This is a genomic window from Methylobacterium sp. Leaf113, from assembly GCF_001423325.1.
Lineage (GTDB): Bacteria > Pseudomonadota > Alphaproteobacteria > Rhizobiales > Beijerinckiaceae > Methylobacterium.
The window spans coordinates 45,748-71,957 of the sequence record NZ_LMNJ01000006.1; the positions used below are offsets into that span (position 1 = coordinate 45,748).

Annotated in this window: 28 protein-coding genes and 1 pseudogene; 17 read left to right on the plus strand and 12 right to left on the minus strand. The window is 71.1% G+C overall.

Annotation, left to right across the window (positions count from 1 at the left end):
- The first annotated feature begins 114 nt into the window (after nt 1-114).
- The 3 genes from ASF60_RS06305 to ASF60_RS06315 all read left to right on the plus strand — a co-directional run bounded on the left by ASF60_RS06305 (nt 115) and on the right by ASF60_RS06315 (nt 1,507).
- Nucleotides 115-387: a DUF6894 family protein gene (locus tag ASF60_RS06305; protein ID WP_056182106.1), complete on the plus strand. Its 273-nt coding sequence runs from the start codon at nt 115-117 to the stop codon at nt 385-387.
- A 240-nt stretch (nt 388-627) separates the two neighbouring features.
- Nucleotides 628-1,074, plus strand: a complete 447-nt coding sequence (locus ASF60_RS06310; RefSeq protein WP_082507787.1) for a hypothetical protein — start codon at nt 628-630, stop codon at nt 1,072-1,074.
- Between the two features lie 250 nt (nt 1,075-1,324).
- Nucleotides 1,325-1,507 carry a DUF3606 domain-containing protein gene (locus ASF60_RS06315; RefSeq protein ID WP_056182112.1) on the plus strand — a complete coding sequence of 61 codons (183 nt, stop codon included), beginning with the start codon at nt 1,325-1,327 and terminating at the stop codon, nt 1,505-1,507.
- 110 nt (nt 1,508-1,617) lie between these two features.
- On the opposite strand, the gene ASF60_RS06320 is transcribed toward ASF60_RS06315, so the two are convergent.
- Both ASF60_RS06320 and ASF60_RS25090 read right to left on the minus strand, forming a co-directional pair.
- The gene (locus ASF60_RS06320) at nt 1,618-2,556 is read right to left on the minus strand and encodes a 2-hydroxyacid dehydrogenase (protein ID WP_056182114.1); all 939 of its coding nucleotides are present in this window, start codon (nt 2,554-2,556) and stop codon (nt 1,618-1,620) included.
- Nucleotides 2,557-2,670: 114 nt separating this feature from the next.
- Nucleotides 2,671-2,934 carry a hypothetical protein gene (locus ASF60_RS25090; RefSeq protein WP_200940912.1) on the minus strand — a complete coding sequence of 88 codons (264 nt, stop codon included), beginning with the start codon at nt 2,932-2,934 and terminating at the stop codon, nt 2,671-2,673.
- Nucleotides 2,935-2,938: 4 nt separating this feature from the next.
- Between ASF60_RS25090 and ASF60_RS06325 the strand changes: the two genes are divergently transcribed.
- The gene (locus ASF60_RS06325) at nt 2,939-4,384 is read left to right on the plus strand and encodes an amidase family protein (protein WP_200940914.1); all 1,446 of its coding nucleotides are present in this window, start codon (nt 2,939-2,941) and stop codon (nt 4,382-4,384) included.
- Here the strand turns inward: ASF60_RS06325 and ASF60_RS06330 are convergent, their stop codons facing one another.
- From ASF60_RS06330 to ASF60_RS06345, 5 genes and pseudogenes are all read right to left on the minus strand, one after another.
- Entirely contained in the window at nt 4,385-5,026 is a 642-nt protein-coding gene (locus ASF60_RS06330) for a DNA-3-methyladenine glycosylase family protein (RefSeq protein ID WP_244478343.1), read from the minus strand.
- 65 nt (nt 5,027-5,091) lie between these two features.
- Nucleotides 5,092-5,364: a hypothetical protein gene (locus ASF60_RS06335; protein ID WP_056182116.1), complete on the minus strand. Its 273-nt coding sequence runs from the start codon at nt 5,362-5,364 to the stop codon at nt 5,092-5,094.
- Nucleotides 5,365-5,507: 143 nt separating this feature from the next.
- Nucleotides 5,508-5,837: a hypothetical protein gene (locus tag ASF60_RS25540; RefSeq protein ID WP_244478344.1), complete on the minus strand. Its 330-nt coding sequence runs from the start codon at nt 5,835-5,837 to the stop codon at nt 5,508-5,510.
- A gap of 100 nt (nt 5,838-5,937) precedes the next feature.
- Nucleotides 5,938-6,483 (minus strand): annotated as a pseudogene (locus ASF60_RS25545) (asparaginase); the annotation flags it as partial.
- A 78-nt stretch (nt 6,484-6,561) separates the two neighbouring features.
- Nucleotides 6,562-6,939 (minus strand): winged helix-turn-helix transcriptional regulator, encoded by a 378-nt coding sequence (locus tag ASF60_RS06345; RefSeq protein WP_056182119.1) that lies wholly within the window; start codon nt 6,937-6,939, stop codon nt 6,562-6,564.
- 98 nt (nt 6,940-7,037) lie between these two features.
- Here ASF60_RS06345 and ASF60_RS06350 point away from each other — a divergent pair, with 98 nt between their 5' ends.
- From ASF60_RS06350 to ggt, 10 genes are all read left to right on the plus strand, one after another.
- Nucleotides 7,038-8,102 carry an SDR family oxidoreductase gene (locus tag ASF60_RS06350; protein ID WP_056182122.1) on the plus strand — a complete coding sequence of 355 codons (1,065 nt, stop codon included), beginning with the start codon at nt 7,038-7,040 and terminating at the stop codon, nt 8,100-8,102.
- A 35-nt stretch (nt 8,103-8,137) separates the two neighbouring features.
- The gene (locus ASF60_RS06355) at nt 8,138-9,154 is read left to right on the plus strand and encodes an EthD domain-containing protein (protein ID WP_056182126.1); all 1,017 of its coding nucleotides are present in this window, start codon (nt 8,138-8,140) and stop codon (nt 9,152-9,154) included.
- Between the two features lie 146 nt (nt 9,155-9,300).
- The gene (locus ASF60_RS06360) at nt 9,301-10,920 is read left to right on the plus strand and encodes a gamma-glutamyltransferase family protein (RefSeq protein ID WP_056182130.1); all 1,620 of its coding nucleotides are present in this window, start codon (nt 9,301-9,303) and stop codon (nt 10,918-10,920) included.
- Nucleotides 10,921-11,326: 406 nt separating this feature from the next.
- The gene (locus tag ASF60_RS06365; RefSeq protein ID WP_056182133.1) at nt 11,327-12,832 is read left to right on the plus strand and encodes an ABC transporter substrate-binding protein; all 1,506 of its coding nucleotides are present in this window, start codon (nt 11,327-11,329) and stop codon (nt 12,830-12,832) included.
- Between the two features lie 16 nt (nt 12,833-12,848).
- Nucleotides 12,849-13,793 carry an ABC transporter permease gene (locus ASF60_RS06370; RefSeq protein ID WP_056182135.1) on the plus strand — a complete coding sequence of 315 codons (945 nt, stop codon included), beginning with the start codon at nt 12,849-12,851 and terminating at the stop codon, nt 13,791-13,793.
- Nucleotides 13,794-13,899: 106 nt separating this feature from the next.
- Nucleotides 13,900-14,022, plus strand: a complete 123-nt coding sequence (locus ASF60_RS25995; protein ID WP_274533546.1) for a hypothetical protein — start codon at nt 13,900-13,902, stop codon at nt 14,020-14,022.
- A gap of 75 nt (nt 14,023-14,097) precedes the next feature.
- Nucleotides 14,098-15,006 carry an ABC transporter permease gene (locus ASF60_RS06375; RefSeq protein ID WP_056182138.1) on the plus strand — a complete coding sequence of 303 codons (909 nt, stop codon included), beginning with the start codon at nt 14,098-14,100 and terminating at the stop codon, nt 15,004-15,006.
- 2 nt (nt 15,007-15,008) lie between these two features.
- The gene (locus tag ASF60_RS06380; protein WP_244478345.1) at nt 15,009-16,052 is read left to right on the plus strand and encodes an ABC transporter ATP-binding protein; all 1,044 of its coding nucleotides are present in this window, start codon (nt 15,009-15,011) and stop codon (nt 16,050-16,052) included.
- Complete coding sequence (locus ASF60_RS06385; RefSeq protein ID WP_056182142.1) at nt 16,049-16,978, plus strand: ABC transporter ATP-binding protein; 930 nt, start codon at nt 16,049-16,051, stop codon at nt 16,976-16,978. Before ASF60_RS06380 ends, ASF60_RS06385 begins: the two co-directional genes overlap by 4 nt.
- Before the next feature lie 20 nt (nt 16,979-16,998).
- Nucleotides 16,999-18,576 carry a gamma-glutamyltransferase gene (gene ggt, locus ASF60_RS06390; protein ID WP_056182144.1) on the plus strand — a complete coding sequence of 526 codons (1,578 nt, stop codon included), beginning with the start codon at nt 16,999-17,001 and terminating at the stop codon, nt 18,574-18,576.
- Nucleotides 18,577-18,592: 16 nt separating this feature from the next.
- Here the strand turns inward: ggt and ASF60_RS06395 are convergent, their stop codons facing one another.
- From ASF60_RS06395 to ASF60_RS06410, 4 genes are all read right to left on the minus strand, one after another.
- Nucleotides 18,593-19,531 (minus strand): pirin family protein, encoded by a 939-nt coding sequence (locus ASF60_RS06395; protein ID WP_056182149.1) that lies wholly within the window; start codon nt 19,529-19,531, stop codon nt 18,593-18,595.
- 140 nt (nt 19,532-19,671) lie between these two features.
- Entirely contained in the window at nt 19,672-20,295 is a 624-nt protein-coding gene (locus ASF60_RS06400; protein ID WP_200940916.1) for a response regulator transcription factor, read from the minus strand.
- A gap of 86 nt (nt 20,296-20,381) precedes the next feature.
- On the minus strand, nt 20,382-20,804 hold the full coding sequence (locus ASF60_RS06405; RefSeq protein WP_200935878.1) for a response regulator transcription factor: 423 nt from the start codon (nt 20,802-20,804) through the stop codon (nt 20,382-20,384).
- On the minus strand, nt 20,801-22,303 hold the full coding sequence (locus ASF60_RS06410; protein WP_156633903.1) for a sensor histidine kinase: 1,503 nt from the start codon (nt 22,301-22,303) through the stop codon (nt 20,801-20,803). The genes ASF60_RS06405 and ASF60_RS06410 overlap by 4 nt, the downstream gene beginning before the upstream one ends.
- A 104-nt stretch (nt 22,304-22,407) precedes the next feature.
- On the opposite strand from ASF60_RS06410, the gene ASF60_RS06415 reads away from it, so the two are divergent.
- From ASF60_RS06415 to ASF60_RS06425, 3 genes are all read left to right on the plus strand, one after another.
- Complete coding sequence (locus ASF60_RS06415; RefSeq protein WP_056182153.1) at nt 22,408-23,304, plus strand: AraC family transcriptional regulator; 897 nt, start codon at nt 22,408-22,410, stop codon at nt 23,302-23,304.
- A 113-nt stretch (nt 23,305-23,417) separates the two neighbouring features.
- Nucleotides 23,418-24,353 carry a helix-turn-helix domain-containing protein gene (locus tag ASF60_RS06420; protein WP_156633905.1) on the plus strand — a complete coding sequence of 312 codons (936 nt, stop codon included), beginning with the start codon at nt 23,418-23,420 and terminating at the stop codon, nt 24,351-24,353.
- 153 nt (nt 24,354-24,506) lie between these two features.
- Entirely contained in the window at nt 24,507-25,766 is a 1,260-nt protein-coding gene (locus tag ASF60_RS06425) for an adenylate/guanylate cyclase domain-containing protein (protein WP_056182159.1), read from the plus strand.
- An 81-nt stretch (nt 25,767-25,847) separates the two neighbouring features.
- On the opposite strand, the gene ASF60_RS06430 is transcribed toward ASF60_RS06425, so the two are convergent.
- Nucleotides 25,848-26,048 carry a hypothetical protein gene (locus ASF60_RS06430; protein WP_056182303.1) on the minus strand — a complete coding sequence of 67 codons (201 nt, stop codon included), beginning with the start codon at nt 26,046-26,048 and terminating at the stop codon, nt 25,848-25,850.
- Between the last annotated feature and the right edge of the window lie 162 nt (nt 26,049-26,210).

Sequence of the window (26,210 nt, forward strand, 5' to 3'; positions counted from 1 at the left end):
GACCGGACAGGCGCGGCTGGGCCGAAGGCTGGGGTTCGGCCGTGCCCATCCCCATCTCGGTTGCGGAGGCGGGCCACCCGGATGGTCTCGCGACGGGCAAGGGACGGGCTTCGCATGCAACGCTACTTCTTCCACACCCATATCGGGGACGACGTGGTGGTGGACCCGGACGGCCGAGAGCTGGCGAGCGCCGATGCCGCCTGGGACGCCGCCCGGATTCTCGCCCGGCAACTGCTTCAGGGCGCCGACAGCGACCCCGCGCTCCTCACCGCCGTCCTGTTCGTGGAGGACGAAGCGCGGGAGATCATCCTTGAATTTCCCCTGAGCGAGGCGCTCATCGAGCAGCCGGTCCCCGAACCCGAGCGAGGGGGCGGCACGCTCCACTGACGGCGTCCGAATTCGGTCTGGTCCTCCGCGCCAGGGCGGAATCCCGTCCGCCTGCGCGGTGCCCCGCGCCACCGCCACCGCCCGCCCGGACCTGAACGGATGCTGCCGGGGCGCTTCAGCCGCGATGCAGCGTGGATCTGCCAATGTCTTCCTCACGGCCGGGACATCCCCGGCTGGGCCGCAGGCCGGTTTTGGCGCGGGTCTCGGCGCGGCTTTGGGCGAAGCATCAGGGGTTCGGCGATGAACAGGTTTGCAGCGTTGACGGCCGCGGCGCTCGTTGCCGCCGGCGCCCTCGGAGCGCCGAAGGCTGAGGCCCGGGGCGGTGGGGGTGCCGTCGCGGCCGGCCTCATCGGGGGGCTCGCCGCCGGCGCCCTCCTGGGGGCCGCCGTCTCGCAGGCGGCCCCGGTTGACGGCTATGGCTATGCCCGTCCCGCGCCGGTCTACGGATATGACGACGCCGTACCCCCGGTGGTCCGCTATCGCCCCGCCCGGGTGGTCCCGCAAGACGACTTCGCCGACGCGCCGGTCTACCGGTATCCGCGTCGCGCGCGCTTCGATCACGATCGATTCGAGGGGTACGACCGCCCCGAGGGGTACGGCTATCGCAGCGCGGGGTATGGATACCGTTCCGAGGGATATGGCTTCGGCCGGGATTGCGACCGACCGCATGGCGACGGCCGCTGGTAGGCGGAGAGACGGGCGGAGAGACGGGCGGAGAGACGGGCGGAGAGACGGGCGGGGCGCACCGAGCTCGAAGCCGTCGGGCACGAACCCGGCGGCTTCGTTCGGATTCGCGGAGTCTTCGCCCGCAGGGCATCGCCCCGCCGGCCGGGCCGGCGGGCGCGCCGCGCGCCTTCGGGACCGCTTGACCGCGCGCCCTCGCGGGCCGACACGGGTCCGATCTCACAGGAGCATTCTCCGCCCCACAGGAGCAATCATGGCTGGCCTCAAGGACAAGCGCGGCTTCATCGACAAGGAGCGCCTGGACCTCTCCGAGCGGAAGGCCGTGGAGTTCTGGATGAAGCGCTGGGGCGTCACCCAGGACCAGATCACGGCGGCGCACCGCAAGGTCGGGCGGATGACCAAGGACATCGCGGCCGAACTCGGCAAGAAGCGTTAGAGGAAGCGCCAGAGTTTGTCGGGGATCCGTGGAAACCGGTCATCCCGACAAGACAAACGAAGACGTCTGGGCGCGCCGATCGCCGCCCCGAGGTTTGCGACGGCGCGGTTTCAGTATCCGCGCCCGCGGTCGATTCCCACCGGCACCTGTCCGGTCCGGCGGAATGCGGCGACCGTTTCGGCGACGATGGCGGCGGCGGAGTCCAGGCTGGTCGGCGCGGCGACATGGGGCAGGATCGTCACGCCGGGCTGCGACCACAGGCGATGGGTCTCGGCCAGCGGCTCCTCCGGGAACACGTCGAGGATCGCATGCGCGAGGCGGCCCGTCGCCAGGGCTGCGATCAGGTCGTCCTCGACCACGTGCGCGCCGCGCCCGAAATTCACCAGGGCCGCCCCCTCGGGCAGGCATGCGAAGGCGGACCGATCGAGGATGCCGTGGGTCTCGGGCGTCAGGGGCAGGAGGTTGACCAGGATGTCGGCCTCCGCGAGGCACGCGGCCCATCCCTCCGGGCCGGATGAGACCGGGATCGCACCGGCGGGCCGGCCCGACCGGCTCCAGCCCTGGACCGGGAAGCCGATCGCCCGGAGCAATTCGGCCGAGGCCCGGCCCATCTCGCCCAGGCCCAGGATCGTCACCCGCCGGGCGCTGGCCGGTCGAACCGGGTGCTGGCGCCAGAGTCCGGCGCGCTGCTGGGCCGCGTAGCGGGGAAAATCCCGGTGCCAAGACAGCACGGCCGCCGCCACCGCCTCCGCCATGGCGCGTGCCAGGGTCGGATCGACGAGGCGCCGGACCGGCACGTCGGGCAGGGCGGGATCGCGGAGCAGGCGGTCGACACCGGCCCACAGGCTCTGGACCCAGCGCAGATGCGGGAAGGCGCAGGCCCATCCGGGCACCGGGTTCGCCACGATGGCGATCTCCACCGCGCCCGCATCGGAGATCGCTTCGGGCTCGAGGATGCGCTCCGCCGGCATGGCCCGGGCGAGGCAGTCGCGCCAGGCTGCGTTCTCGTCCGGGGGCAGGCTGGTGACGAGGACCAGGGGAGACGTCATGGCCGGGGGCTTCTCTCGGGCGGCATCTTCACGGGCGGCATCTTTACGGGCGGCTGGGCGCGGCGAGGAAGCTGGTATGATGCATGCCTCATGGCACGCGTCGCAATCTGACCGTCAGGGATACATGTCCATTTCTTCGTCCGTCTCCCGATTTTCTTCCATCTCCGGATTTTCTTCCATCTCCGGATTTTCTCCCATCTCCCGATTCTCCTCGGTCTTCAGGCTCTCGTCCCCTCGGAGACTGCCGATCGCCGTCGCGATCTGCCTGGCGCTGCCGGTCTCGCCGGCCGCGGCGCAGGGCGGACCGCCTGGGGCGTTCGCCGTCGAAGAGGCCTCCATCGCCGAGGTGCGGCAGGCGCTGACCTCCGGGCGGATCACCTGCGTGGGCCTGGTCCAGGCCTATCTCGACCGCATCGCCGCCTACGATCAGGCCGGGCCGGCTCTGCGCGCGATCCGGGCGGTGAACCCGAACGCCCTGGCGCAGGCGCAGGCCTACGACGCCGACCGCGCTGTTGGGGCTGCCGGCGCCTCCAAGCCTCTCGGCTGCGTGCCCCTGCTGCTCAAGGACAATTACAACACGGCGGAGGTGCCGACGACCGGCGGCTCGGCATCCTTGGAGGGGGCGCAACCGGCGCGGGACGCGACCGCCGTCGCCCGGCTGCGCGCGGCCGGCGCCATCGTGCTCGCCAAGGCGAACATGCAGGAATTCGCCCTCGGGGGCGTCTCGGTCAGTTCGCTGGGCGGCCAAGTGCGAAACCCCTACGACCTGACCCGGACCCCCGGCGGCTCGAGCGGGGGCGTCGGCGCCGGCATCGCGGCCGATTTCGCCCTCGGGGGCCTCGGCAGCGACACGGTCAACTCGATCCGCTCGCCGGCCTCGGCCAACAATTTGGTGGGCCTGCGCGTCACGCAAGGGCTGATCAGCCTCGCGGGCATCATGCCGGTCTCGAAGACGCAGGATGCGATCGGGCCGATCACCCGCACGGTCGCGGACGCGGCGGCGCTGCTGCAGGCCATGGCGGGCGCCGATCCGGCCGATCCGGCCGATCCGCTCACCGCGGCGGCGGCCGGCCGGGTTCCGGAGCGCTATGCCGATGCGCTCAAGCCCGATGCCCTGAAGGGCGCGCGCCTCGGGGTCGTCACCGCCCTGTTCGGCACGAAGCCCGAGCACGCCGAGGTCAATCGCGTCATGCGCCAGGCGCTCGATGCCCTCGCGGCGGCCGGCGCCACCCTGGTGACCGTCGACGATCCCGCCTTCGAGGCCGATGCGCTGAACCGCGACGACGACGTCCAGACCTACGAGTTCAAGGCTCTGATGAACGCCTACCTCGCCACCATCCCGAATGCGCCGCAGACGAATCTGGCCGGCATTCTCGCCTCGGGCCAATTCCATCGCGCCGCACTCGAAAAGTTCCTGACCGGCGCGGAGGCGCGGGCGGACGGAATGGCCGATCCCGAATACGCGGCGCGGCTCGGACGGATCGCCGCCTTCGAGGCGCATGTGGCAGCGGTGTTCGAGGCCCAGACCCTCGACGCCCTGGTCTATCCGCTGCAGAAGCGGCTGGTGGTGCCGATCGGCGAACTGAATCAGGCCGACCGCAACGGCATCGTCGCCGGGCTGACGGGCTTCCCGGCCATCGACGTGCCGGCCGGGTTCTCGGCCGCGAGCGCGACGGCGCCGGACGGCGTTCCGATCGGGATGGATCTGCTCGGGCGGCCCTGGAGCGAGGCGAAGCTGCTCGGCCTCGCCTACGCCTTCGAGCAGGCGACGAAGCTGCGCCGGGCCCCGGCCAGCACGCCGCCGCTGACGGCGTCGGATCGGCGCTGATCAGACCGCGACGGTCGGGGCCGGCACTCCATCCCGGAGCCGCCACAGCGACACAGCGAGATGGGACCGGTAGGGGGCGAAGGGGGCCGTGAAGGCCCGGGTATCGAAGGCTTGGGTGGCGGTGCCACCGGTCAGGCGCCGGAGGCACCCCACGGCGGCAACGTCGCCGGCCGGCCAGATGTCCGGGTCGCCGTAGTGGAAGATGCCGATCATGTCGGCGGTCCATTGTCCGACGCCCTTGATGCTGCGCAGGATCGCGGACCGTTCCGGGTGAGGCAGGGTGGCGAGCGAGGGGCCGAACAGGCCCGCCTCGTCCGCCAGCCTGATCGCCTGGACGGCCCGGACCTTGGCGGCGGAGAGGCCGCAACTGCGCAGCGTCTCGGTGTGCTCGGAAACGAAGAGGTCGCGCGGTGCGAGGCCCTGGACGGCGCATGCGGCCTCGACCCGGGACCAGATCGCGGCCGCCGCCTTGGTCGAGAGCTGCTGGTTCACCACTTCGAGGGCGAGCCGATCGGCGACCCGCGCGTGTGTCGGGGGCGTGATCGCGACCGGACCCAAGCCGGCGAGGGCCGCGTAGAGCGGCATCGACAACCGCTGCGCCACGGCCAGCAGGTGCGCGTGGGAATCGGCCTCAGGCATCATGCGGGGCGGCGAGCAAGGAACAGGCCGGAGCCCCGGCCCCGCTCGGGGCCGAGGCCGTGGGTTTCTTAGCGGTCGCGACGCTCGCGGGTGATCGTGGTGCGCTCTTCGCGGCGCTCCATCCGGTCCTCGCGGCGATCCGGATCGACGCCGAGGACGCCCCCGACCGTGCCGGTGGCTGCACCGACGGCGCCGCCCACCACACCGCCGATCGGGCCGGCCGCGCGGTTACCGTCCTCGACGCCGCGTTCGGCGCCGCGGATGGTGCCCTGGGCCTGGGCCGTGGCCGACAGCGCGACGGGGCTGAGAAGGAGGGCGGTGGCAATGACGAATGACTTCATGAAGCGGTTCCTCGTGATGGTGCGTGGGGGGCCGATCGCGCTTTAGGCGACTGGTCCGGTCTGTCCCATCAACGGCCGAGAGCCGGAAAGGTCGCAATATTCGCGTGGAGACGTCCCGGTGAACCCTCCGAGTGCCGCATTCCTCAGTAGGTCGCGAACATCTCGGCGACATCCGCCGGGTCGCGGCTGACGGTCAGCGCGAGGGCCAGCAGGATGCGCGCCTTCTGGGGCGTCAGGTTGTCGGCGCTGAGGATTCCGCGCTCCCGCAACCGCGTGGTGGCGGGCACCACGCCGCTGCCGGCCCGGGTCGACTGGACGACGATCACGCCCGCCGCGACGGCGGCCGCGAGCGCGTCGGCCTCGCCCGGCGGGGTCATGCCGGGCGCGAGGCCGGCCGAGACGAGGCCCTGCGCGCCGGCCGCCACGAAGGCGCGCACGGCCGTGCCGTCCGCATCCGCATAGGCGTAAGACACGTCGACCCGGGGCAGGGCGGGCAGGGCGCGAATGTCGAAGGGCGCGTCGGTAGTAGCGCACCGCCGGGCCGTCGACCTGACCGAGCACGCCGAAATCCGGTGTCCGGAAGGTCTGGAGCCGGCCGACCGAGGTTTTCGTCACCTCCCGGGCCGCCTGGATCTCGTCGTTGAGCACCACCAGAACGCCGCGTCCGCGCGAGGCCGGGTCGGCGGCGGTACGCAGGGCCGCCACGAGGTTGAGGCCGGCATCGCTCGACAGGGCGCTGATCGGGCGCTGGGCGCCCACCATCACCACGGGGCAATCGACCGCGAGGGTGAGGCTGAGCACATAGGCGGTCTCCTCCAGGGTGGCGGTACCGTGCCCGATTACGATCCCGGCGAGGTCGGGATGCGCCCCGGCCAACTCCGCGCAGAGATTGGCCAAGGCGCGCCACTCGGCGAACCCGATCGCCGGACTCGGAACTGCGCGGAACGGCACGGCCACGATGTCGGCGATGGTCCGGGCCTCGGGCACCCGCTCGAGGATCGCCTCGGCGTCCAGGCGCTGTCCGGTGGCGGTGTAGTCGAGGACGTCGAGGGAATCCCACCCGAGCGACGAGATCGTCCCGCCCGTTCCGATGAAGGCCACCTTGGGTCGTGCCGCCATGATCGTCCGTCTCCACCCGTTCCCGCTCGATGACGCCCGCGTATGCAGGAGGTTTGCCGAATTGGGTTTGGCACGCAATCAGCGCCGGGAGGTCGGCCGGGGTTTGAGGGCGTCGAGGGCGTCGGCATTGGTGCGGCCCCAGGCGTAGAGGAGTTCGACCGGCTCGACGAAGCGGTGGCCGAGCGCGGTCAGGCGATACTCCACGGCGGGCGGCACCGTGCCGGCCACATGGCGCGTGAGGAGGCCGCTCGCCTCCATGTCGCGCAGGGTCTGGGTCAGCATCTTCTTCGAGATGCCCGGCAGGCTGCGCTGGAGCACGCCGGTGCGCGCCGCCCCGCCGTGGCGGGCCTGGAGCGTGTGCAGCACCATGCTGGTCCATTTGGTAGCGAACAGGTCGAGCACCCGGCGCGGGGCGCAGTCCTCGCGCCATGCCTCGTCCGCACTTCCCCGCTCCATGCTGGTTACCTTCTCGTGCCTATGACCCCAAACGGTGCCGTCTGGTCGGGGCCGGACCCGCTCCATAGGTCCCTTTCGACGCAAAACGGAGACCCATCATGAGCAGGACGGCCCTCATCGCCGGTGTCAGCGGCATCGTCGGCAACAATCTCGCGCATCATCTCGTTGCGGAGGGCTGGTCCGTCGCCGGCCTCGCGCGCAAGCCGCCCACCGACCTGCCGGGTGTCACCCCGGTCCAGGCCGACCTTCTCGAACCGGACAGCCTGAAGGGCGCCCTGGCGCAGGTCCGTCCGACCCACGTCTTCATCACCACGTGGCTGCGCCAGGCGACGGAGGCGGAGAACATCCGCGTCAACGGCGCGATGGTGCGCAACCTCCTCGACGCCCTCCGGCCGAATGGCGGCGTCGAGCACGTCGCCCTGGTCACGGGCCTCAAGCACTATCTCGGGCCGTTCGAGGCCTACGGGAAGGGCACCCTGCCGGCGACGCCGTTTCGCGAGGATCAGGGCCGCCTCGACGTCGAGAACTTCTACTACGCGCAGGAGGACGAGGTCTTCGCCGCCGCCGAGCGGGACGGCTTCGGCTGGAGCGTGCACCGGCCGCACACCATCATCGGCTACGCGCTGGGCAACGCCATGAACATGGGCGTGACGCTGGCCGTCTATGCCACCCTGTGCCGCGAGACCGGGCGGCCGTTCCGCTTCCCCGGTTCGGCGGCGCAGTGGAACGGGCTGACCGACATGACCGACGCCCGCATCCTGGCGCGCCAGCTCGCCTGGGCCGCGACCACGCCGGCGGCGCGCAACGAGGCCTTCAACATCGTCGACGGCGACGTCTTCCGCTGGAGCTGGATGTGGGGCCGGATCGCTGAGTGGTTCGGCGTGGCGCCGGCGCCCTTCGACGGCGAAGTCCTGCCCCTGGAGCAGCAGATGGACGGGGCCGCCCCGCTCTGGGCCGAGCTTGCCGCCCGCCACGGCCTCAAGGAGGCCGATCTCGGCCGCCTCGCCTCGGCTTGGCACACCGACGCCGATCTCGGGCGGCCGATCGAGGTCGTCACCGACATGAGCAAGAGCCGGCGCCTCGGCTTCCTCGATTATCAGGCCACCGACGAGGCCTTCTTCGACCTGTTCGCGCGCCTGCGGGCGGAGCGGGTGATCCCGTGATCCCGACGCCGTCCCGTCCGCACCCAGGAGCCCCGATGACCGATCCCGCCGGAACCCCCGACCTCGCCCGCTCGGACATGCTGCAGCGGCCGCCCCACGGGGAGGCGGTCCGCTCCACCACCAAGCCACTGATCGTGACGCCGACCTTCGTCTCGCGCAGCGACGACACCTCGCCGTCCCGGCGCCCGCGCGACGACGGCGCGAATGTCGGCCGCGACGGCCGGCCCGTGATGCGGCCCGGGCGCCATCCCGAGGCGGTGGCGCTGGAGCCCGACCCCAACCTCGCCTTCGAGCATTGGGACGAATACTGGCGCAAGGTGCACGGGCCGAAATTCGCCCATGCGGAGCCCGGAACGCGGAACGACCGGGTGGTGCGCTACGATCAGGTCCACCGCGTCGCCTCGGGGCCGTCCTCCGGCTTCCGGCCACCCTACCGGGCGATGGTGGACGGAGCGGGCAAGCTGGTGCCCGATCCGGCGGCGCGGGTCCCGGCCTACCGGCGCCCGAGCTTCGACGGCTTCGCCTACATCGCCTACGCGGACGAGGACGACATCGCGGCCGTGCTCGACCAGGAGCAATATGCCGAGCGCATCGTCGCCGACGAGCGGACCGCCTTCCGCATGGTGACCCGCGAAGTGGCGCGGGAATACATCCTGATCCCGAGCGCGCGTCACCGCGATCCCGTCAGCTTGGTGAAGATCCACCGGCGCCGGCCGCACCTGTCGCGCGCCGCGTTCCAGGAGGCGTGGCTGCACGCGCAGGCCGACCTCGTCCGCGCGCAGGGCGCGACCGCGCAGTATGTCCGCCGCTACGCCCAGCTCCATCCGTTCGGCGCGACCCGGGCCGATCCCGAGGGCTCGAAGATCGACGGCATCTCGGTCCTGTCCTTCGATTCGCTGAACGACGTCGAAGACTTCCTGGTGACGGCCGACCATGCCGTGATCGAGGCGGCGGAGAACGCGATCGCCGATCCGGAGACGTCCGAGTTCTGGACGGCGATCAACTACAGCGTCATCAACCGCCTGATGCCGGAACGGGCGACGGAACGCTGAGGGCGACCGGCCGGGGCGGCTCCCTCACCTTGCTGCTCCGTCCCGTCGCCCATTCTTCGACTTGCACGCCGATTTGGCGACTTGGCGGCCCCGGCGTTTGTCTCCACACTCAGCGGACACCCTCCGATGCGCGAGACCCCGACCCGATGACGCCGTTCGACTGGACCACCGGCTATCCCACCGTGCGGATGCCGATCTTCGGCCGCAACATGGTTTCGACCTCGCACGCGCTGGCGGCCCAGGCCGGCATCCGCATGCTGTGGCAGGGCGGCAACGCCGTCGATGCCGCCATCGCCACGGCGGCGGCCAAGACCATCACCGAGCCGTGCAGCAACGGTCTCGGCTCGGATGCCTTCTGCATCCTGTGGGACGGCAAGGCGCTGCACGGACTCAACGCCTCGGGCGGGGCGCCCGCCGCCTGGACCGCCGACTACTTCATCCGGAAATACGGGGCGGCCGAGCGGCCGCCGATGCGGGGCTGGGATTCCGTCACGGTGCCGGGCGCCGTCGCCGCCTGGGTCGCCTTGAGCGAGCGCTTCGGAAAGCTGCCCTTCGGGGACCTGCTCCAGCCCGCCATCGAGATCGCCGAGCGTGGCTATCTGGCCCCGGTGGTGGTGCAGCAGAAATGGGCGGCCGCCGCGAAAGTCACCGATCTCGTGAGCCAGCCCGGCTTCGCCGAGACCTTCCTGCCCCACGGCCGCGCACCGCATGTGGGCGAGCGCGTCACTCTGCCGGGCATCGCCCGGACGCTGCGGGCCGTCGCCGAGACGAAGGGGCGCGCCTTCTACGAGGGCGAGATCGCCGAGGCCATGGCGCGCCACGCCGCGGCCCATGGCGGCGCCATGACGGTGGCGGACCTCGCTGCCTTCCGGCCCGAATGGGTGACGCCGACGGCCAAGGACTATCACGGCTACACCCTGCACGAGATCCCGCCGAACGGGCAGGGCATCGCCGCCCAGATCGCCCTCGGCATTCTCGAATCCTTCGACCTCGCCGGCCTCGCGGTGGACGGACCCGAGGCGCAGCACTTCCAGATCGAGGCGATGAAGCTCGCTTTCGCCGATACCTACCGCTACGTCGCCGACGCGCGCACCATGGAGGTGACCCCGGAGGCGATGCTCGACCCCGCCTATCTGGCGTCGCGCGCCAAGCTGATCGATCCGCGCCGGGCCCAGGATTTCGGCGCCGGCAATCCGGTCCGTGGCGGCACCATCTACCTCACCGCGGCCGATGAATCCGGCATGATGGTGAGCTTCATCCAGTCGAACTTCATGGGCTTCGGCTCCGGCGTGGTGGTGCCCGAATGGGGCCTGTCGCTGCAGAACCGCGGCTACGGCTTCGTGCTCGACCCGCGCAGCCCGAACGGGGTGGCGCCCGGCAAGCGCCCCTTCCACACCATCATCCCGGGCTTCCTCACGAAAGCCGGCGCCCCGGTGATGAGCTTCGGCGTGATGGGCGGCAACATGCAGCCTCAGGGCCACCTGCAGACCCTGGTGCGGATGATCGACCACCACCAGAACCCGCAGGCCGCCTGCGACGCGCCGCGCTGGCGCTTCAACGCCGGCCTGGAGATCAACGCGGAGTCGACCATGCCGGCCGCGACCCTGCAGGGTCTGCAGGCGCGCGGCCACCGGGTCGACGTGATCCAGGACAGCTACCAGGATTTCGGCGCCGGCCAGTTCATCTGGCGCATGGGCGACCCCGGCACCGAGGGTTATGTCGGCGCCAGCGATCCCCGCCGCGACGGACAGGTGGCGGTGTGGTGAAGCGTGAAGAACGCTTGAGTCTCCGGCAAGACCCGGAATGTCATCACCCGGAATGTCATCACCCGGAATGTCATCCTGGGGCCGCGAAGCGGAGCCCAGGATCCGGATCCATCGGGATCGCGAGGTTGGGCGCTGTCCGGCGGCTCTGGATTCCGGGCTCGCCTCCGGCGACTCGGAATGACGGTGCGTCACAGCGACGAATAGCCTTGGCTGCTTCAGGCAGGCGACCCTGATTGCTTGCGCCTCCCACATCCGAACGCCGCCTCCCGGCGTCCCAGCCGTTGCCAAGCGCTCCCCTGGCACGGATAATGTATGCACTTTCGAACGTCTTCCCGGCTCGCGCCGATCGGCCCTCCCGTGCGGCGGCTCTGCGATCCGGACCGATCCCTGTTCTGAAGGAAGCTTGATGCTGCGTCTGTTCGCTGCCGGTCTCGTTGCGGGCATTGCCACGCTGTCTCCGGGTCTTGTCGGGACGTCGCAGGCCCAGACCCTGCGCTTCGGCCTGATGGAGGACCCGGACGCCCTCGACCCGACGCTGGCCCGCACCTTCGCCGGCCGCATGGTCTTCGCGGCGTTGTGCGACAAGCTCGTGGATATCGGCCCCGACCTGAAGCCGGTGCCGCAGCTCGCCACCGGCTGGAGCCTGTCGGACGACCAGAAGACCCTCACCATGACCCTGCGGCCGGGGGTGCTGTTCCATGACGGCGAGAAGCTCGACGCGGCCGCGGCGAAGTACAGCCTCGAGCGGCACATGAAGCTGCCCGGCTCGCAGCGGCGCGGCGAGATCGCGCCGATCGACCGGGTCGAGGTCGTGGACGACCTGACCTTCAAGATCTTCCTCAAGACGCCGTTCGCGCCCCTGATGGCGCAGTTCACCGACCGGGCCGGCATGATGGTCTCGCCCAAGGCCGCCGAACGCCTGGGCGACAGGTTCTCGACGGCGCCGGTCTGCGCCGGGCCGTTCAAGTTCGTCGAGCGGGTGCCGCAGGACCGGATCGTGGTCGAGCGCTTCGCCGATTACTGGAACAAGGACCAGATCCACCTGCAGCGCATCGAGTTCCGGCCGATTCCCGACGGCACCGTGCGGCTGACCAACCTTCGCGCCGGCCAACTCGACCTGCTGGAGCGCCTGACGCCCACCGACCTGCCGCAGGTGAGCCGCGACCCGAAGCTCAAGATCGGCTCGACCATCGAGCTCGGCTTCCAGTCCATCGTGTTCAACCCGAACAGGGCCGGCTCGGCCATCGCCGACCCGCGCGTGCGCGCTGCCTTCGACCTCGCCATCGACCGCAACGCCCTCAACCAGGTGGTGTTCAGCGGCGAGTTCCTGCCCGGCAACCAGTGGGTCTCGCCCAAGCACCCGGCCTACGTTCCGGCCTATCCGATCCCCAAGCGGGATGTGGCCAAGGCGAAAGCCCTGCTGGCGGAGGCCGGCGTGCCGAAGCCGAGCGTGACCCTGACGGTCTACGCCAACAACGAGGCGCCCCAGGTGGGCCAGGTCATCCAGGCGATGACCCGCGAGGCCGGCTTCGACGTGAAGCTCCAGGCCACCGATTTCACCACGGCGCTGGACGCCGCCGACAAGGGCAATTTCGACGCCTACCTCTATTCGTGGAGCGGCCGGCCCGATCCGGACGGCAACACCTTCAGCTTCCTCGCCTGCAAGACGCCGCTGAACTACGCCCGCTACTGCAACCCGGAAGCGGACGCCGCGCTCGCGGCCGAGCGTGCCACGGTCGATCCCGGCCAGCGCGCCGAGGCCTGGAAGCACCTCGCCGACCGGGTGATGGCCGACCGGCCGCTGATCTACCTGTTCCACCGCAAGCTGTTCTGGGCTTACAGCACCAAGCTCACCGGCTTCACGCCCTATCCCGACGGCCTCGTGCGCTTCACCGGCCTCACGCTGAACTGAGGCGGGGGCCCGGCCGATGCTGCGCTTCCTCGTCCAGCGCCTGGCGCTCGCGATCCCCACCCTGGTGATCGCCTCGATGATCATCTTCACCCTGCAGCAATTGCTGCCGGGCGACACCGCGACGGCCCTGTCCGGTGAAGAGCGCGACCCCGAGGTCATCGCCTTCATCCGGCAGAAGTACCACCTCGATCAGCCCCTGCCGGTGCGCTACGCCCTCTGGGCCGGCGGCGTGCTGCAGGGTGATCTCGGCGAGTCGATCCGCCTGCAGAAGCCGGTGCTCGATCTCGTCGTGGAGAAGCTGCCGGTCACCCTCGAACTCGCCTGCCTCGCCATGCTGGTGGCGCTCGCGATCGGCGTGCCGATGGGCATCCTGTCGGCGGTGAAGCGGGGGCAGGCCGCCGACACCCTCGCCAACGGCATCGCCCTCTGGGGCCTGTCGGTGCCGAATTTCTGGCTCGGCATCCTGATGATCCTGCTGTTCTCGGTGCAGCTCGGCTGGCTTCCCGCCTCGGGCTACGTCTCGCCCTTCGAGAGCCTGTCCGAGAACCTGCGCGCCATGGCGATGCCGGCCTTCGTGCTCGGCAACGCCATCGCGGCGGTGATGATGCGCCACACCCGCGCGGCGATGCTCGGCGTGCTGGGATCGGACTACGTCCGCACCGCCCGGGCCAAGGGCGTCTCGCCGCTGCGCCTGATCCTGCTCCACGCCCTGCCCAACGCGGCGATCCCGATCATCACCCTGGGCGCCCTCGAATTCGGGCAGCTCCTCTCCGGCGCGGTGCTCACCGAGCAGGTGTTCTCGGTGCCGGGCTTCGGCAAGCTGATGGTCGATGCGGTGTTCAACCGCGACTACGCCACCGTGCAGGGCGTCGTGATCTGCACCGCCACCACCTACGTCCTGCTCAACCTCGCGGCGGACCTTCTAGCCGCCTTCGTCAATCCGAAGCTGAGGCGCGCGTGAGCATGGCGGCTTTTCCAATGCATCGGCATGTCTCGCATTCACACGCGGGTGACTTCCGTTTCGGGCAGCGTGATCGCCTCTGTGCGGGGTCGTCCGAGGAGACCTCATGCAGCACGGCGTCATCCCGGGGCCGCGCAGCCGAGCCCGGGATTCCGAAACACAGGTTCTGCCGGACGTTACACGGGTGGCGACTCTGGATTCCGGACTCGCCTGCGCCGCCCTGGAATGACAGCGTCGCGGCATCTGTGATCGCGCTGCCATCGCGGAAAGGGGGCCGGTGGAACCGCGTCCACAGGGAGGCCCCATGACCAAAGCCGCCCTCGCTCCCACCGGCGTCGCCCTGCCGGCATCCGCGCCGGTGCTCCGCGCCGAACCCGGCCCGGTCCGCGAATTCTGGGCGCGCCTCGCCGCGCGTCGCACCGCCATGGTGGGCCTCGTCATCGTGGTGGCGCTGATCCTGATGGCGATCTTCGCCGATTGGGTCGCGCCCTACGATCCCATCGCCACCGACTGGGGCGCGATCCGCTCGGCGCCGAGCTGGGCGCATCCGTTCGGCACCGACGAGGTCGGGCACGACGTGCTGTCGCGCATCGTCTTCGGGGCACGCGCCTCGCTCGGGGCGGGCCTGACCTCGGTGGCGCTCGCGGTGGCTCTGGGCCTGCCGTTCGGGTTGATCGCGGGCTATGCCGGCGGCGTGGTCGACATGCTGATCATGCGCCTGACCGACGCGCTCCTGGCGATCCCGTTCCTGATCCTCGCCATCGCGCTCGCGGCCTTCCTCGGCCCGAGCCTGACCAACGCCATGGTGGCGATCGGCCTGTCGGCGACCTCGACCTTCGTGCGCCTGACCCGGGCGCAGGTGCAGGCCGTGGCGGCGGAGGAGTTCGTTGAGGCGGCCCGTGCCGTCGGCAACCCGCCCTGGCGCATCGCGCTCCGCCACATCGTGCCCAACATCGTGCCGGCGATCCTGGTCCAGGCGACCCTGACCATCGCGGCGGCGATCATCGCCGAGGCCAGCCTGTCGTTCCTGGGTCTCGGCCAGCAGCCGCCCGAGCCGTCCTGGGGCTCGATGCTCAACGTCGCCAAGAACTTCCTCGAGCAGGCGCCCTGGATGGCGATCTGGCCCGGGGCCTCGATCTTCCTCGCGGTGCTGGCCTTCAACCTCCTGGGCGACGGCCTGCGCGATGCCCTCGACCCAAGGCAGAGGACCTGACGATGGCGCAGGCGATGGTTCAAGACAGCCCGAAGACCTTGCTGGACGTGCGTGACCTCGGCGTCGCCTTCGACAGCGAGGGCGGCGCGGTCCACGCGGTCAACGGCGTGTCCTACGCGCTTAAGGAGGGCGAGACCCTCGGCATCGTGGGCGAATCCGGGTCCGGCAAGAGCGTCCACGTGCTGGCCATGCTCGGGCTGATCCCGCGCCCGCCCGGCCGGATCACCGGCGGGCAGGTGCTGTTCGAGGGCCGCGACCTGCTCAGTCTTCCGGAGAAGGCCCTGCGAAAGGTCCGGGGCGGCCAGATCGGCTTCGTGTTCCAGGACCCGATGAGTTCGCTCAACCCGGGCATGACCGTGGCGGCGCAGATCATCGAGCCCCTGCGCATCCATCTTGGGCTCGACGGGCGGGCGGCCCGCGCACGCGCCCGGGACCTCCTCGACCTCGTGCGCATCCCGAATGCCGGCGCGCGCCTCGACCAGTACCCGCACGAATTCTCCGGCGGCCAGCGCCAGCGGGTGATGATCGCCATCGGTTTGTCGTGCCGCCCGAAGCTCCTCATCGCCGACGAGGCGACGACCGCCCTCGACGTCACCGTACAGGCCGAGATCATCGCCCTGGTGCAGGAGCTGAAGCGTGAGATCGGCATGGCGATCATCTGGATCACCCACGATCTCGGCGTGGTGGCGGGCATCGCCGACACCGTTCAGGTGATGTATGCCGGCCGCATCCTCGAGCGCGGCCCCGTGGACGACATGTTTCGCGATCCGCGCAGCGCCTATACGCTGGGACTCCTGCGCTCGCTGCCGGACCTCACGCGCGGCCGGGCCGGACGCCGGCGCCTGCACCAGATCGAGGGTGCGCCCCCCGACATGCGCCATCCGCCGGCGGGCGATCCCTTCGCGGCCCGCAACGCCTACGCCACCCCGCGCTGTCTGCACGAGGCGCCCCCGCTCGCCCAGGCGCCGGGGGCCGCGCCCGGCCACCTCGTCGCCGCCTGGTACGACCTGCCGGCGCTACTCGCCGCCGAGGGCTCCGCCCGATGACGCCCGAACCGGTCGATCGCTATCCGCTGCTCTCGGTGCGGAATCTCAGCAAGCATTACCCGCTCCGCAGCTGGTGGGGCGGCAAGGGCTCGGTGTTCCGGGCGGTGGAGAATGTCAGCTTCGACATCCGGCCCGGCGAGACCCTGGGGCTGGTCGGCGAATCCGGCTCGGGCAAATCCACCATCGGCCGCGCCGTCACCATGCTTAATCCGCCGAGCGCCGGCACCGTCGCCTTCGAGGGTACGGATCTGGCCAAGCTCTCCGCCGGCGAGATGCGCCGGATGCGCGCCCGCATCCAGATGGTGTTCCAGGACCCTTACGCCGCGCTCAACCCGCGCATGAGCATCGGCGACTACGTGGCCGAGCCGTTCAAGCTGCACCGTCCGGCCATGGCACGGGCCGAGCGCCGCGACGAGGTCGAGGGCCTGCTCGCCCGGGTCGGGCTCGATCCGCGCTTCGCCCGGCGCTACCCGCACCAGTTCTCCGGCGGGCAGCGCCAGCGCATCTGCATCGCCCGCGCCATCGCGCTGAAACCCAGCTTCATCGTCGCCGACGAGCCGATCGCCGCCCTCGACGTCTCGATCCAGGCCCAGGTCGTCAACCTGCTGCAGGACCTCCAGGACGAGCTCGGCATCTCGTACCTGTTCATCTCCCACGACCTGCGCATGGTGCGATACCTGTGCCAGCGCGTCGCCGTGCTGTGGCACGGCCGCATCGTCGAGATGGCCGAGGCCGACACCCTCTACGAGGACCCGCGCCACCCCTATACCCGGCGCCTGCTCAGCGCGGTGCCGGTGCCGAACCCGGTGGAGGAGCGCGCTCGCCTGCGCGCGGCCTCGCTCCTGCCGCCTGCCGACCCGAACGCCACGGGCGGCCTGGTCGAGGTCGCGCCCGGCCACTGGGTCGCCGACACCCGCTATTCCTGACCCTTCAAGGACCGATCGCCGTGAGAGACTTCTCGAAGCCGGGGCGCTCGCCCGTCTATGCCCAGGAGGCCGCGGTCGCGACCTCGCACCCGCTCGCCTCGCTGGCCGCCATCGAGATCCTGAAGGCCGGCGGCAACGCCGTCGACGCCGCCATCGCGGCGGTGGCGGTGCAGGGCGTGGTCGAGCCGGCCATGACGGGCATCGGCGGCGATTGCTTCGCGCTCTACGCCCCGAAGGGGACGGCCGTCCCGATCACGCTGAACGGCTCCGGCCGCAGCCCGGCCGCCGCGCACGATGCCTGGTACGTGGCGAACGAGGTCGCCATCACGGCGACCTCGCCGCACGCCGTCACCGTGCCGGGCGCTGTCGCGGCCTGGGCGCGGCTGCTCGCCGACCACGGCACCCGCAGCTTGAGCGAACTGTTGCAGCCGGCGATCCGCTACGCCGAGGAGGGCTACGCGGTCCAGCCGCGCGTCGCCTACGACTGGGCCCGCAACCGCGACAAGCTGCGGGCCGATCCCGGCTCGGCCGCCGCCTACCTGATCGACGGCGAGGCGCCGAAGGTCGGCACCACCATGCGCCACCCCAAGCTCGCCGCCACCCTGCGGCGCATCGCCGAGCACGGCGCGTCCGGCTTCTATGAGGGACCGGTGGCGGAGGACATGGTGGCGCGTCTGCGCGCCCTCGGCGGCCTGCACACGCTCGAGGATTTCGCCGGCGCCGCGCCCGAATACGTGACGCCGATCGCGACCCGCTACCGCGGCTACGACGTCTACGAGTGTCCTCCGAGCGGCCAGGGGTTGGCCGCCCTGATGATGCTGAACGTGCTGTCGCAATACGACGTCGGCGCGCTGTCCGAGGCCGACCGGGTCCATCTCTTCGCCGAGGCCTGCAAGCAGGCCTACCACCACCGCGACGCGCTCTTCGCCGATCCCGTGGTCAACGCCGTGCCGGTGGAGCACCTGCTGTCCCAGGCCTGGCAGGCGCGGGCGCATGGCGCCATCGACATGACCCGGGCGCAGGAGCCGGTGCTGTGGCCGGAGATCCGGCACACCGACACGGTCTATCTCTGCGTGGTCGACCGCGACGGCAACGCGATCTCGCTGATCAACTCGATCTTCCAGGGCTTCGGCAGCGGCATCACCGCGCCGGAGAGCGGCGTGCTGCTGCACAATCGCGGCTTCTCGTTCCGGGTCGAGCCCGGACACCCCAACACCATCGCGCCGCGCAAGCGCCCGATGCACACCATCATCCCCGGCATGCTGATGCGCGACGGCGCCGTGGTGGCGCCCTTCGGCGTGATGGGCGGGCACTACCAGGCCATGGGTCATGTCGAGCTGCTCACCGGCATCATCGACCGGGGCCTCGACGTGCAGGAAGCCCTCGATGCGCCCCGCAGCTTCGCCTATGGCGGCGGCATCGAGCTGGAGGGCGGCTTCGAGGCCGGGCTCGCCGAGGCGCTGGCGGCCCGCGGCCATGTCACCGTGCCGGCCCCGGTCCCCATCGGCGGCGGCCAGATCATCTGGATCGACCCGCAGACGGGCATCCGCGCCGCCGGCTCCGACCCGCGCAAGGACGGCTGCGCCCTCGGCTACTGAGGCGCGGGAGGCCGGCTCACGGGTAGCGCACCGGGGCCGGCTGCTCGGGCAGGGGGATGAACTCGGACTCGCCCGGCACGGTGTCGAAGCGGGCCTGGCGCCAATCCTCCTTGGCCTGCTCGATCCGTTCGGGTCGCGAAGAGACGAAGTTCCACCAGAGGTGGCGCGGGCCGTCCATCGGCTCGCCGCCCAGCACCATGAAACGGGAGGCTTCCGTCGCCCGTACGCTGATCCGGTCGCCCGGCCGGAACACCAGGAGCTGGCCCGGGCCGAACCCGTCCCCGGCGATCGCGATGGCGCCCGAGACCGTGTAGATCGCGCGCTCGTCGTAGGTCGGGTCGAGGGGCAGCACCGCGCCGGCCTCCAGCATCACGTCGGCATAGACCATCGGGCTCGAGGTCCGCACCGGGGATTTCGCGCCGAAGGCCTCGCCGGCGATCAACCGGACGGTCTTGCCCTCGCCGCTGAGGATCGGCAGCGCCTCGGCCTCGTAATGCGCGAAGGCGGGCGCGGTCTCCTCGTCCCTGCCGCTCAGTGCCACCCAGCTCTGGAGGCCGAACAGGGTCGAGCCGGTCCGGCGCAGGTCCGCGCCGGTGCGCTCCGAATGTGTGATGCCGCGACCGGCCGTCATCCAGTTCAGCTCGCCCGGGCGGATCGGCAATTCGGTGCCGAGGCTGTCCCGATGCATGATCTCGCCCTCGAACAGGTAGGTCACCGTCGAGAGGCCGATATGCGGGTGGGGCCGCACGTCCATGCCCTGGCCGAGCAGGAACTCGGACGGACCCATCTGGTCGAAGAAGATGAACGGGCCGACCATCCGGCACTCGGTCGACGGCAGGGCGCGCCGCACCGCGAAGGAGCCGAGATCCCGCGAGCGCGGCACGATCAGGGTCTTGATCGCGTCGCAGGTGAAGCGGTCGCCCGGAATCGGATCGTCTGCACTGTGCCAGCTCATTCGACATTCTCCTGCGGGGCGATCCCCGCGCGGCGACGGATCATCGGCATGTGACGGCCGTCGCAAGGGCCACGATTGAAGAATACCGGCGCGGTTTGCTTCTGCGCCGCAAGTCGGACAGTCGCCTCAGCACGGCCGCCTCAGCGCTGGCGCGTCGCCGCGAAGCCGATCTGATCGGCCATGCGCACGAGGTCCGCCAGCGAGCGGGCCTGCATCTTCTCCATCACCCGCCGCTTGTGGACCTTCGCGGTGATCTCGGTGATCCCCAGTTCGGCGGCGATCTGCTTGTTCATCAGGCCGCCGATGGCGCAACCCATCACCGCCTGCTCGCGCGGCGTGAGGGATGAGAAGCGCTCCGACAGCGCGTCCCGGGTCCGGCGCGCGTCGAGGGCGGCCGCGTCGGCCGCCAGCGCCCGCTGGACCGCGTCGAGCAGCACGTCGGCCATCACGGGCTTGGTCAGGAACTCGACGGCACCGCCGCGCATGGCCCGCACCGTCATCGGGATGGTGCCGTAGCCGGTCAGGAAGATGACCGGCACGGTGCTGCCCGCCGCGCGCAAAGCTTCCTGCACGCTCAGGCCGTTCTCGTCGGCGAGGCGCACATCGAGAAGGATGCAGGCGGGGCCGCTCCGGGCCGGAGCCGCCACGAGGGCGGCCGCATCACCGTAGCCCACCGCGGCGAGACCGGCCGAGCGGCACAACCGGATGAGCGCGCCGCGCAACGCTGGATCATCGTCGACGATATGGACGGTTGCTTCGATCATCTTGCATGAGGGCGCGAATACAATCTCTCACGTACACAAGATACGGACCACCGTCGCGCGAAACCTGGGCGTTTGCCGCGGAACCGTCAGGACATCGGGGCGCCACCGAGGACGGAGCGAAGACAACCCTCGAACTGCTCGGCGTCGAACGGCTTGGCCAGGTAGGCGAAGGCGCCGGACGCGAGGGCGCGGGCCCGGTTGGCCTCGCTGGGATAGGCCGTCATGACGATGACCGGCAGCGCCGGATGGCGGGTGTGCAGGATGCGCAGGAGGTCGAGGCCGCTGAGGCCCGGCATCTGCACGTCGGTGATCACCACCGCGATGGTCGATCCGTCCGCCTCGGGCGAGAAGGGGCCGGCACGGAGCAGCGGTTCGGCCCCGGCGAACGGGGCCGGCGCGTAGCCGAGTGCCCGCGTCAGGCGGGCCAGGGCCGCGCGGATGGCCGGATCGTCGTCGACGATGGCGACGATGGGCGTTTGGGCGGGGAATTCGCGGGCGATCTCGGTCACGCGGCGACCGGCAGACAGAAGTGGAAGGCGGCCCCGCCGCCCGGCCCGGCATCGACCCACAGGTCGCCGCCATGGGCGTCGACGAGGTTGCGGCAGATGGCGAGGCCCATGCCCATGCCGCCCGCCTTGGTCGAGTGGAACGGCTCGAAGATGCGGGCGCGCCGCTCGGGGGCGATGCCCGGGCCGGTATCGATCACGTCGACCGCCACCTGGCTGCCGGCGGCCCGGATCGTCACCGTGATGTCGCGCGGGCCGTCCGCCTCCGCCATCGCCTGCGCGGCGTTGAGGAGCAGGTTGACGAAGACCTGCTGCAGCCCGATCGCGTCGGCCGCGATCAACGGGATCTCGCCCTCGGCGGCGATGTGGACAGCGGCGCGGTGCAGCCGCAATTCGCCCTCCACCAGCAGGTTGGCCTCGCGGGCCACCCGCAGGAGGTCGACCGGCGCGGAGGCGCGGGGGGCATTGCCGAGATACGAGCGGGTCCGGGCGATCACGTCGCGGGCGCGGCTCGCCTCGGCGACCACGTCGTCGAGCGCCGCCGTGGCCTCGGCCAGATCGGGCTGCGGGCGCCGGAGCCAGCGCAGGCCCGCCTGGGCGTTGGCCAGGATGGCGGCCAGCGGGGAATTGACCTCGTGGGCAATCGAGGCGCTGAGCGCCCCGACGGTGGTGATGCGCGAGGCCCGCGCCAGTTCGGTGTCGGCGACGGCGAAGCGCTTCTGCGCCTGCTTGAAGCCCGTCACGTCGAGAGCCGTGACCAGGATGTCGGCGAAACCGGCCCGGTCCCGCGGCAGCATGGCGGTGAACAGCATGTCGGCCTCGCGGCCGTCGGCCCGCACCACATGCGCCTCCGACCGGAAGAAGCGGTCGCCCCGGCCGAACGCCACCAACCACTGCACGAACGTCTGGTCGGTGTCGGGCAGGAGCCGGTCGAGGGGCCCGAGATAGGCGTCCTTGCCGGCGGCGCCGGTCTCCTCCACGGTGAACCGGTTCACGTCCCGGATGATCACCCGCGCCCGCAGGGCGCGCAGCGCCTCGGGCCGCGCGGCGAAATGGGATTCGAGATCGACCACGCCGGCCCGGCGCAACGCCGCCACGGCGTCGCCGACGGCGCTCCAATCCTCGCGCCACATCGAGATGCCGGCCCGCTCGAAGATGGCCTCGAGGCCGGCTGCGCTGGCGGCCCGCGCCTGCGCCAGCCGCGCCGCCAGGATCGTGGCTCCAACGATCGCGAGCGCCGCAACAGCGCCGGCGAGGCGCGCGTCGGCATCGTCCCGGTTCGCACCCGCCACATAGGCCAGGGCGGCGGGCACCAGCACCAGCGGGACCGCGCGGCCGAAGGCCCGGAGCCACGCCCCGGCCCGGGAGTCCGGCTCGGCCAGCATCCAGGCGGGCAGGCGGTCATCGTCGATGCCCTGGGCGCCGGAATCGCGGCCGACGGCGCGCTCCACCCGGGCCGATGGCGTGGCCCGGCTCGGCCACCGCGAAAATACCTGCCGCATCCGCATCATCCACCTGGGCTCGCCAGGGTAGCGGGGCCCTGCCCACGGGTCTCCGATACACCTGTATAATGGCGCGATCGACGCATGGATTGCACGGTGCGCGCATGGATCTCCACCGGCATGGCGCCCACAAGTTTCCCAAGGCCGGGCTGCTCGCCTCCTCCCGCGGACGGCACTGGCAAGGCGTCGCGGCGGAGCTGCGCTCCCACCCGGCCGGCGACCTGCCGGCGATCGTCCCGACCCAGATGGAGATCACCCTGGCGACGCGGCGCAACCCGGGCGCCCGGGTCACCCGCAAGGGGGCCGGCCTCCGGCAGCGCACCGCCGTGGAGGCCGGCACGATCTGGCTCTGCCCGGTCGGCGTCGGCGAGGACGACATCAACATCTCGGCGCCCCTGACGGAGATCCTGCACATCTACCTGCCGGCGGAGCGCTTCAGCGCCCTGGCGAGCCTCTACGGCGATGCCCGCATCCGGGCCGACACGGTGCGCTACCTCGCCGATGTGCCCGATCCGCTGATCCGGCAGATCGGGCTGTCGATCCTCAGCGAGCTGATGCAGGAAACCTCGGTCGGCCGCATGATGGTCGAGGCTGCGGCCCTCGCCCTCACGGCGCGGGTGGCCCAGGCCTACGGGCACGACCGGCCGGACGGAGCCGACCCCCTGTGCGGCGACCACGACTGCCCCGAGCGCATCCAGCGGGCGATCGCCTTCATCCGCGACAACCTCGACCGCGACCTGACCGTGACCGAACTCGCCGCCGCCGCCTGCCTCAGCCCGTTCCACTTCGCCCGCCTGTTCAAGCGGGTCACCGGCCAGACCCCCTACGGCTTCGTCAGTGCCGAGCGCCTGGAACGGGCGCGCCGGCTGCTGGCCGAGCGCAAGCTGCCGCTGGTGGACGTGGCGCTGTCGTCCGGGTTCTCGAGCCAGGCCGCGTTCGGCACCGCCTTCAAGCGGGTGACGGGCTGCACGCCGGGGGAGTACCGCCAGCGCGCCCCCTGATCCGGCCCGGTAAAGAGCAGGATCGCGCAACGGCCGAGCAATGTGGCGAAAGACCGTGCGGGTCGGCGACGCCCATCCTCGCCGCCGAGACAGGCCGGCGTGAGGAGACGGGGATGCAACGGCTCGGAGGCTGCGAGATGCGACCGGCGGAGAGGGGTTCGCCGCAAGGGGGCGGGACCCGGCCCGCGCACCGGATGGCGATGCCGAGCGACGGCATCGCCCCCTCGGAGTTCCGGGCCGGGGCGGGCATCTCCGGTGCGCCCCGCCTCGGCGCTTATCGCGACGGCCTGGTGATCCAGGCCCAACTCGGCGCCGGATTGCCGGGGGCAGGCCCGCGAGGGGCGCCCGAAGGCCTCTGCGCCAGCACGGTGATCCTTCTCGACAACCGGGTCCGGTCGCTGGCCTCGAACCACGGCGCCGCCGTGCAGGTCTGGCTGTCGCGCAGACTTCTCGACGAGGTCGGCGCGAGCATGGGCCTCGCCGACCCGATCGAGGCCCTGCGGCCCATCCACGGCCGCGTCCTGATCGATGCCACGATCCACGATCTCGTGGCGAGCGCGGTCGCGACCCTCGACCGGCCGGATCGCGGCGCCCTCGTCTTCCGGGACCAGATCGCGCGGGCGCTCGCGGCGCATCTCCTCGGACTGCCCGTCGAATCGGCGGTGGCGGACCCGGTTCGCGGCGGTCTGGCGCCCTGGCAATTGCGGCGCGCGCAGGAGCGCATCCGCGCCGAACTCGGCGACGCCCCCCGCCTTCAGGAGATCGCGGCCGAGTGCGGCCTCTCCGTCAGCCACTTCGCCCGCGCTTTCCGCCAGTCGGTCGGAGCCTCCCCGCATGCCTGGCTGGTCCGCCAGCGCATCGCCCGCGCCAAGACCCTGATGCGGACGCGCGGCCCGTCGCTGGCGGAGATCGCCCTGGCCTGCGGCTTCGCGGACCAGAGCCACTTCACCCGGGTGTTCGCCCGCGAGGAGCGCATGAGCCCGGGGCGCTGGCGCCGGATGGTCGAGCCCGAGGCCGGTGTCGAACGCTGCGCCGGTGCCCTGGCGTGAGCGTCCATCCGGGCGCATCGTGGCGGGACGACCGGCTCGCGCCGGGTCCCGGCCGACTGAAGCCGGCCGAGACTCCCTGGCCGAGACTTCCAGACCGAGACTCGCCGGCCGTGAAACGCCGGCTCGAACCATGAGAGGCCACGAGGCGCCGACATGAACAGTCCCTCGCATCCCGAGGAGATCCGCCGTTTCGCGCAGGCGCCCCTGCGCGCGGAGATGCTCGACTGGCTTCTCGCCGGAACGCGCGGCGAACGCTACCTCGACGACATCTTCGTCGCCTTCTGCGGCCGCCTGCGCGCGGCGGGCGTGCCGGTGGCGCGCGCCACCATCCACCTGCGGACGCATCACCCGCTCTGGCTTGGAACCCGCATCCTCTGGCGCATCGGGGCCGAGGCGGCCGAACTGACGAATTACGAGTACGGCATCGTCGATACCGACAGCTTCAAGCGCAGCCCCGCGGCGGACATCCACAACGGTGCCGAGCAGGTGCGCAAACGCCTGGAGGAGCCGGAGCGGCCCGAGACCGACTATTCGATCTATCGCGACCTGCGCGCCGAGGGGCTGACCGATTACGTCGCCTGGCCGCTGCACTACACCCTGGGCAAGCGCCACGTGGTGACCTTCTCGGCCGACCGCCCCGGCGGCTTCGCGCCCGAGGATCTCGATCTCCTGTCCGCGCTGCTCCCGGCCCTGTCGGTGGTGACCGAGGTCCGGCACAAGAACCGCCTGACCCGCCTGCTGCTCGACACCTATGTGGGGCCGCATGCCAGCGAGATGATCCTCAACGGAGCGACGCGGCGCGGCAGCGGCGTCACCGTCGAGGCGGCCATCATGGTCATCGACCTGCGCGGTTTCACCGAGATCTCGGAGCTGTGGCCGCGCGACGACGTGATCGCGCTGCTGAACGACTATTTCGATGCGATCTCGCTGCCGATCGAGCGCCACGGCGGCGAGATCCTGAAGTTCATGGGGGACGGCCTGCTGGCGATCTTCCACCTCGACACACCGGTTGCCTGCACCGCCGCGCAATCCGCCGCCTGGGAGGCGCACGTCGCCATGCGGGCCTTGAACGCGGCGCGGTCGGCGAGGGGATTCCAGCGCCTGGGCTACGGCATCGGCGTGAACGTGGGCGCCGTCATGTACGGCAATATCGGCTCCCGCTCGCGTCTGGACTTCACCATCATCGGCCCCGCCGTCAACGTCGCGGCACGCCTCGAGAGCCTGACCAAGGTGCTCGACCGGCGGGTGCTGTTCTCCGGCGCCGTCGCGGCGCGCTCGGCCGACGGGCACCGCCTGACCCGCCTCGGCACCTTTCCCCTACGCGGGGTCGGCGACCCGCTGGAGGTGCTCGCCTTCCCCGACGACGTGTCCGAGGTCGACCCTTTAGAGCCGGATCGCGATCCGGCGTCCTGAACTGAGCGAGGGTCGCCGGAACGCAGAAGGCCAGCCTCGCGGCTGGCCTTCGGATCGTCGGTCGTCTCCGTGGTGACGCGCCTACTCGGCTGCGGTCATCTCGGGCGCGAAGTGGCCGCACCAATCAGCGGCGCCGACGACCGGCCACAGGCCGTGATCCTGCGGGCCGGGCTGGCTCACCGGCGGGTTGAAGCGGCACAGGCCCTCGTCGGCCGCTGCGGCGGCGCCATTGACCTTGTGCTCGTCGAAGAACTTGCAGCTTTCACACTTGGCGTGGGCCATGTCGGAGATCTCCATCCTGTGCGGCTCGGACGCCGCTCGCAGTTACGAATTAGAACAGATCCAATGTAGCAGTCAATCGGCTTTTCGCGGGTTGGTTCCGTCCTGGGTGCCATGGAGACCGAATTCGGCGTCGGCGCCGCGACGGTTGGCATTCAGGGAAGC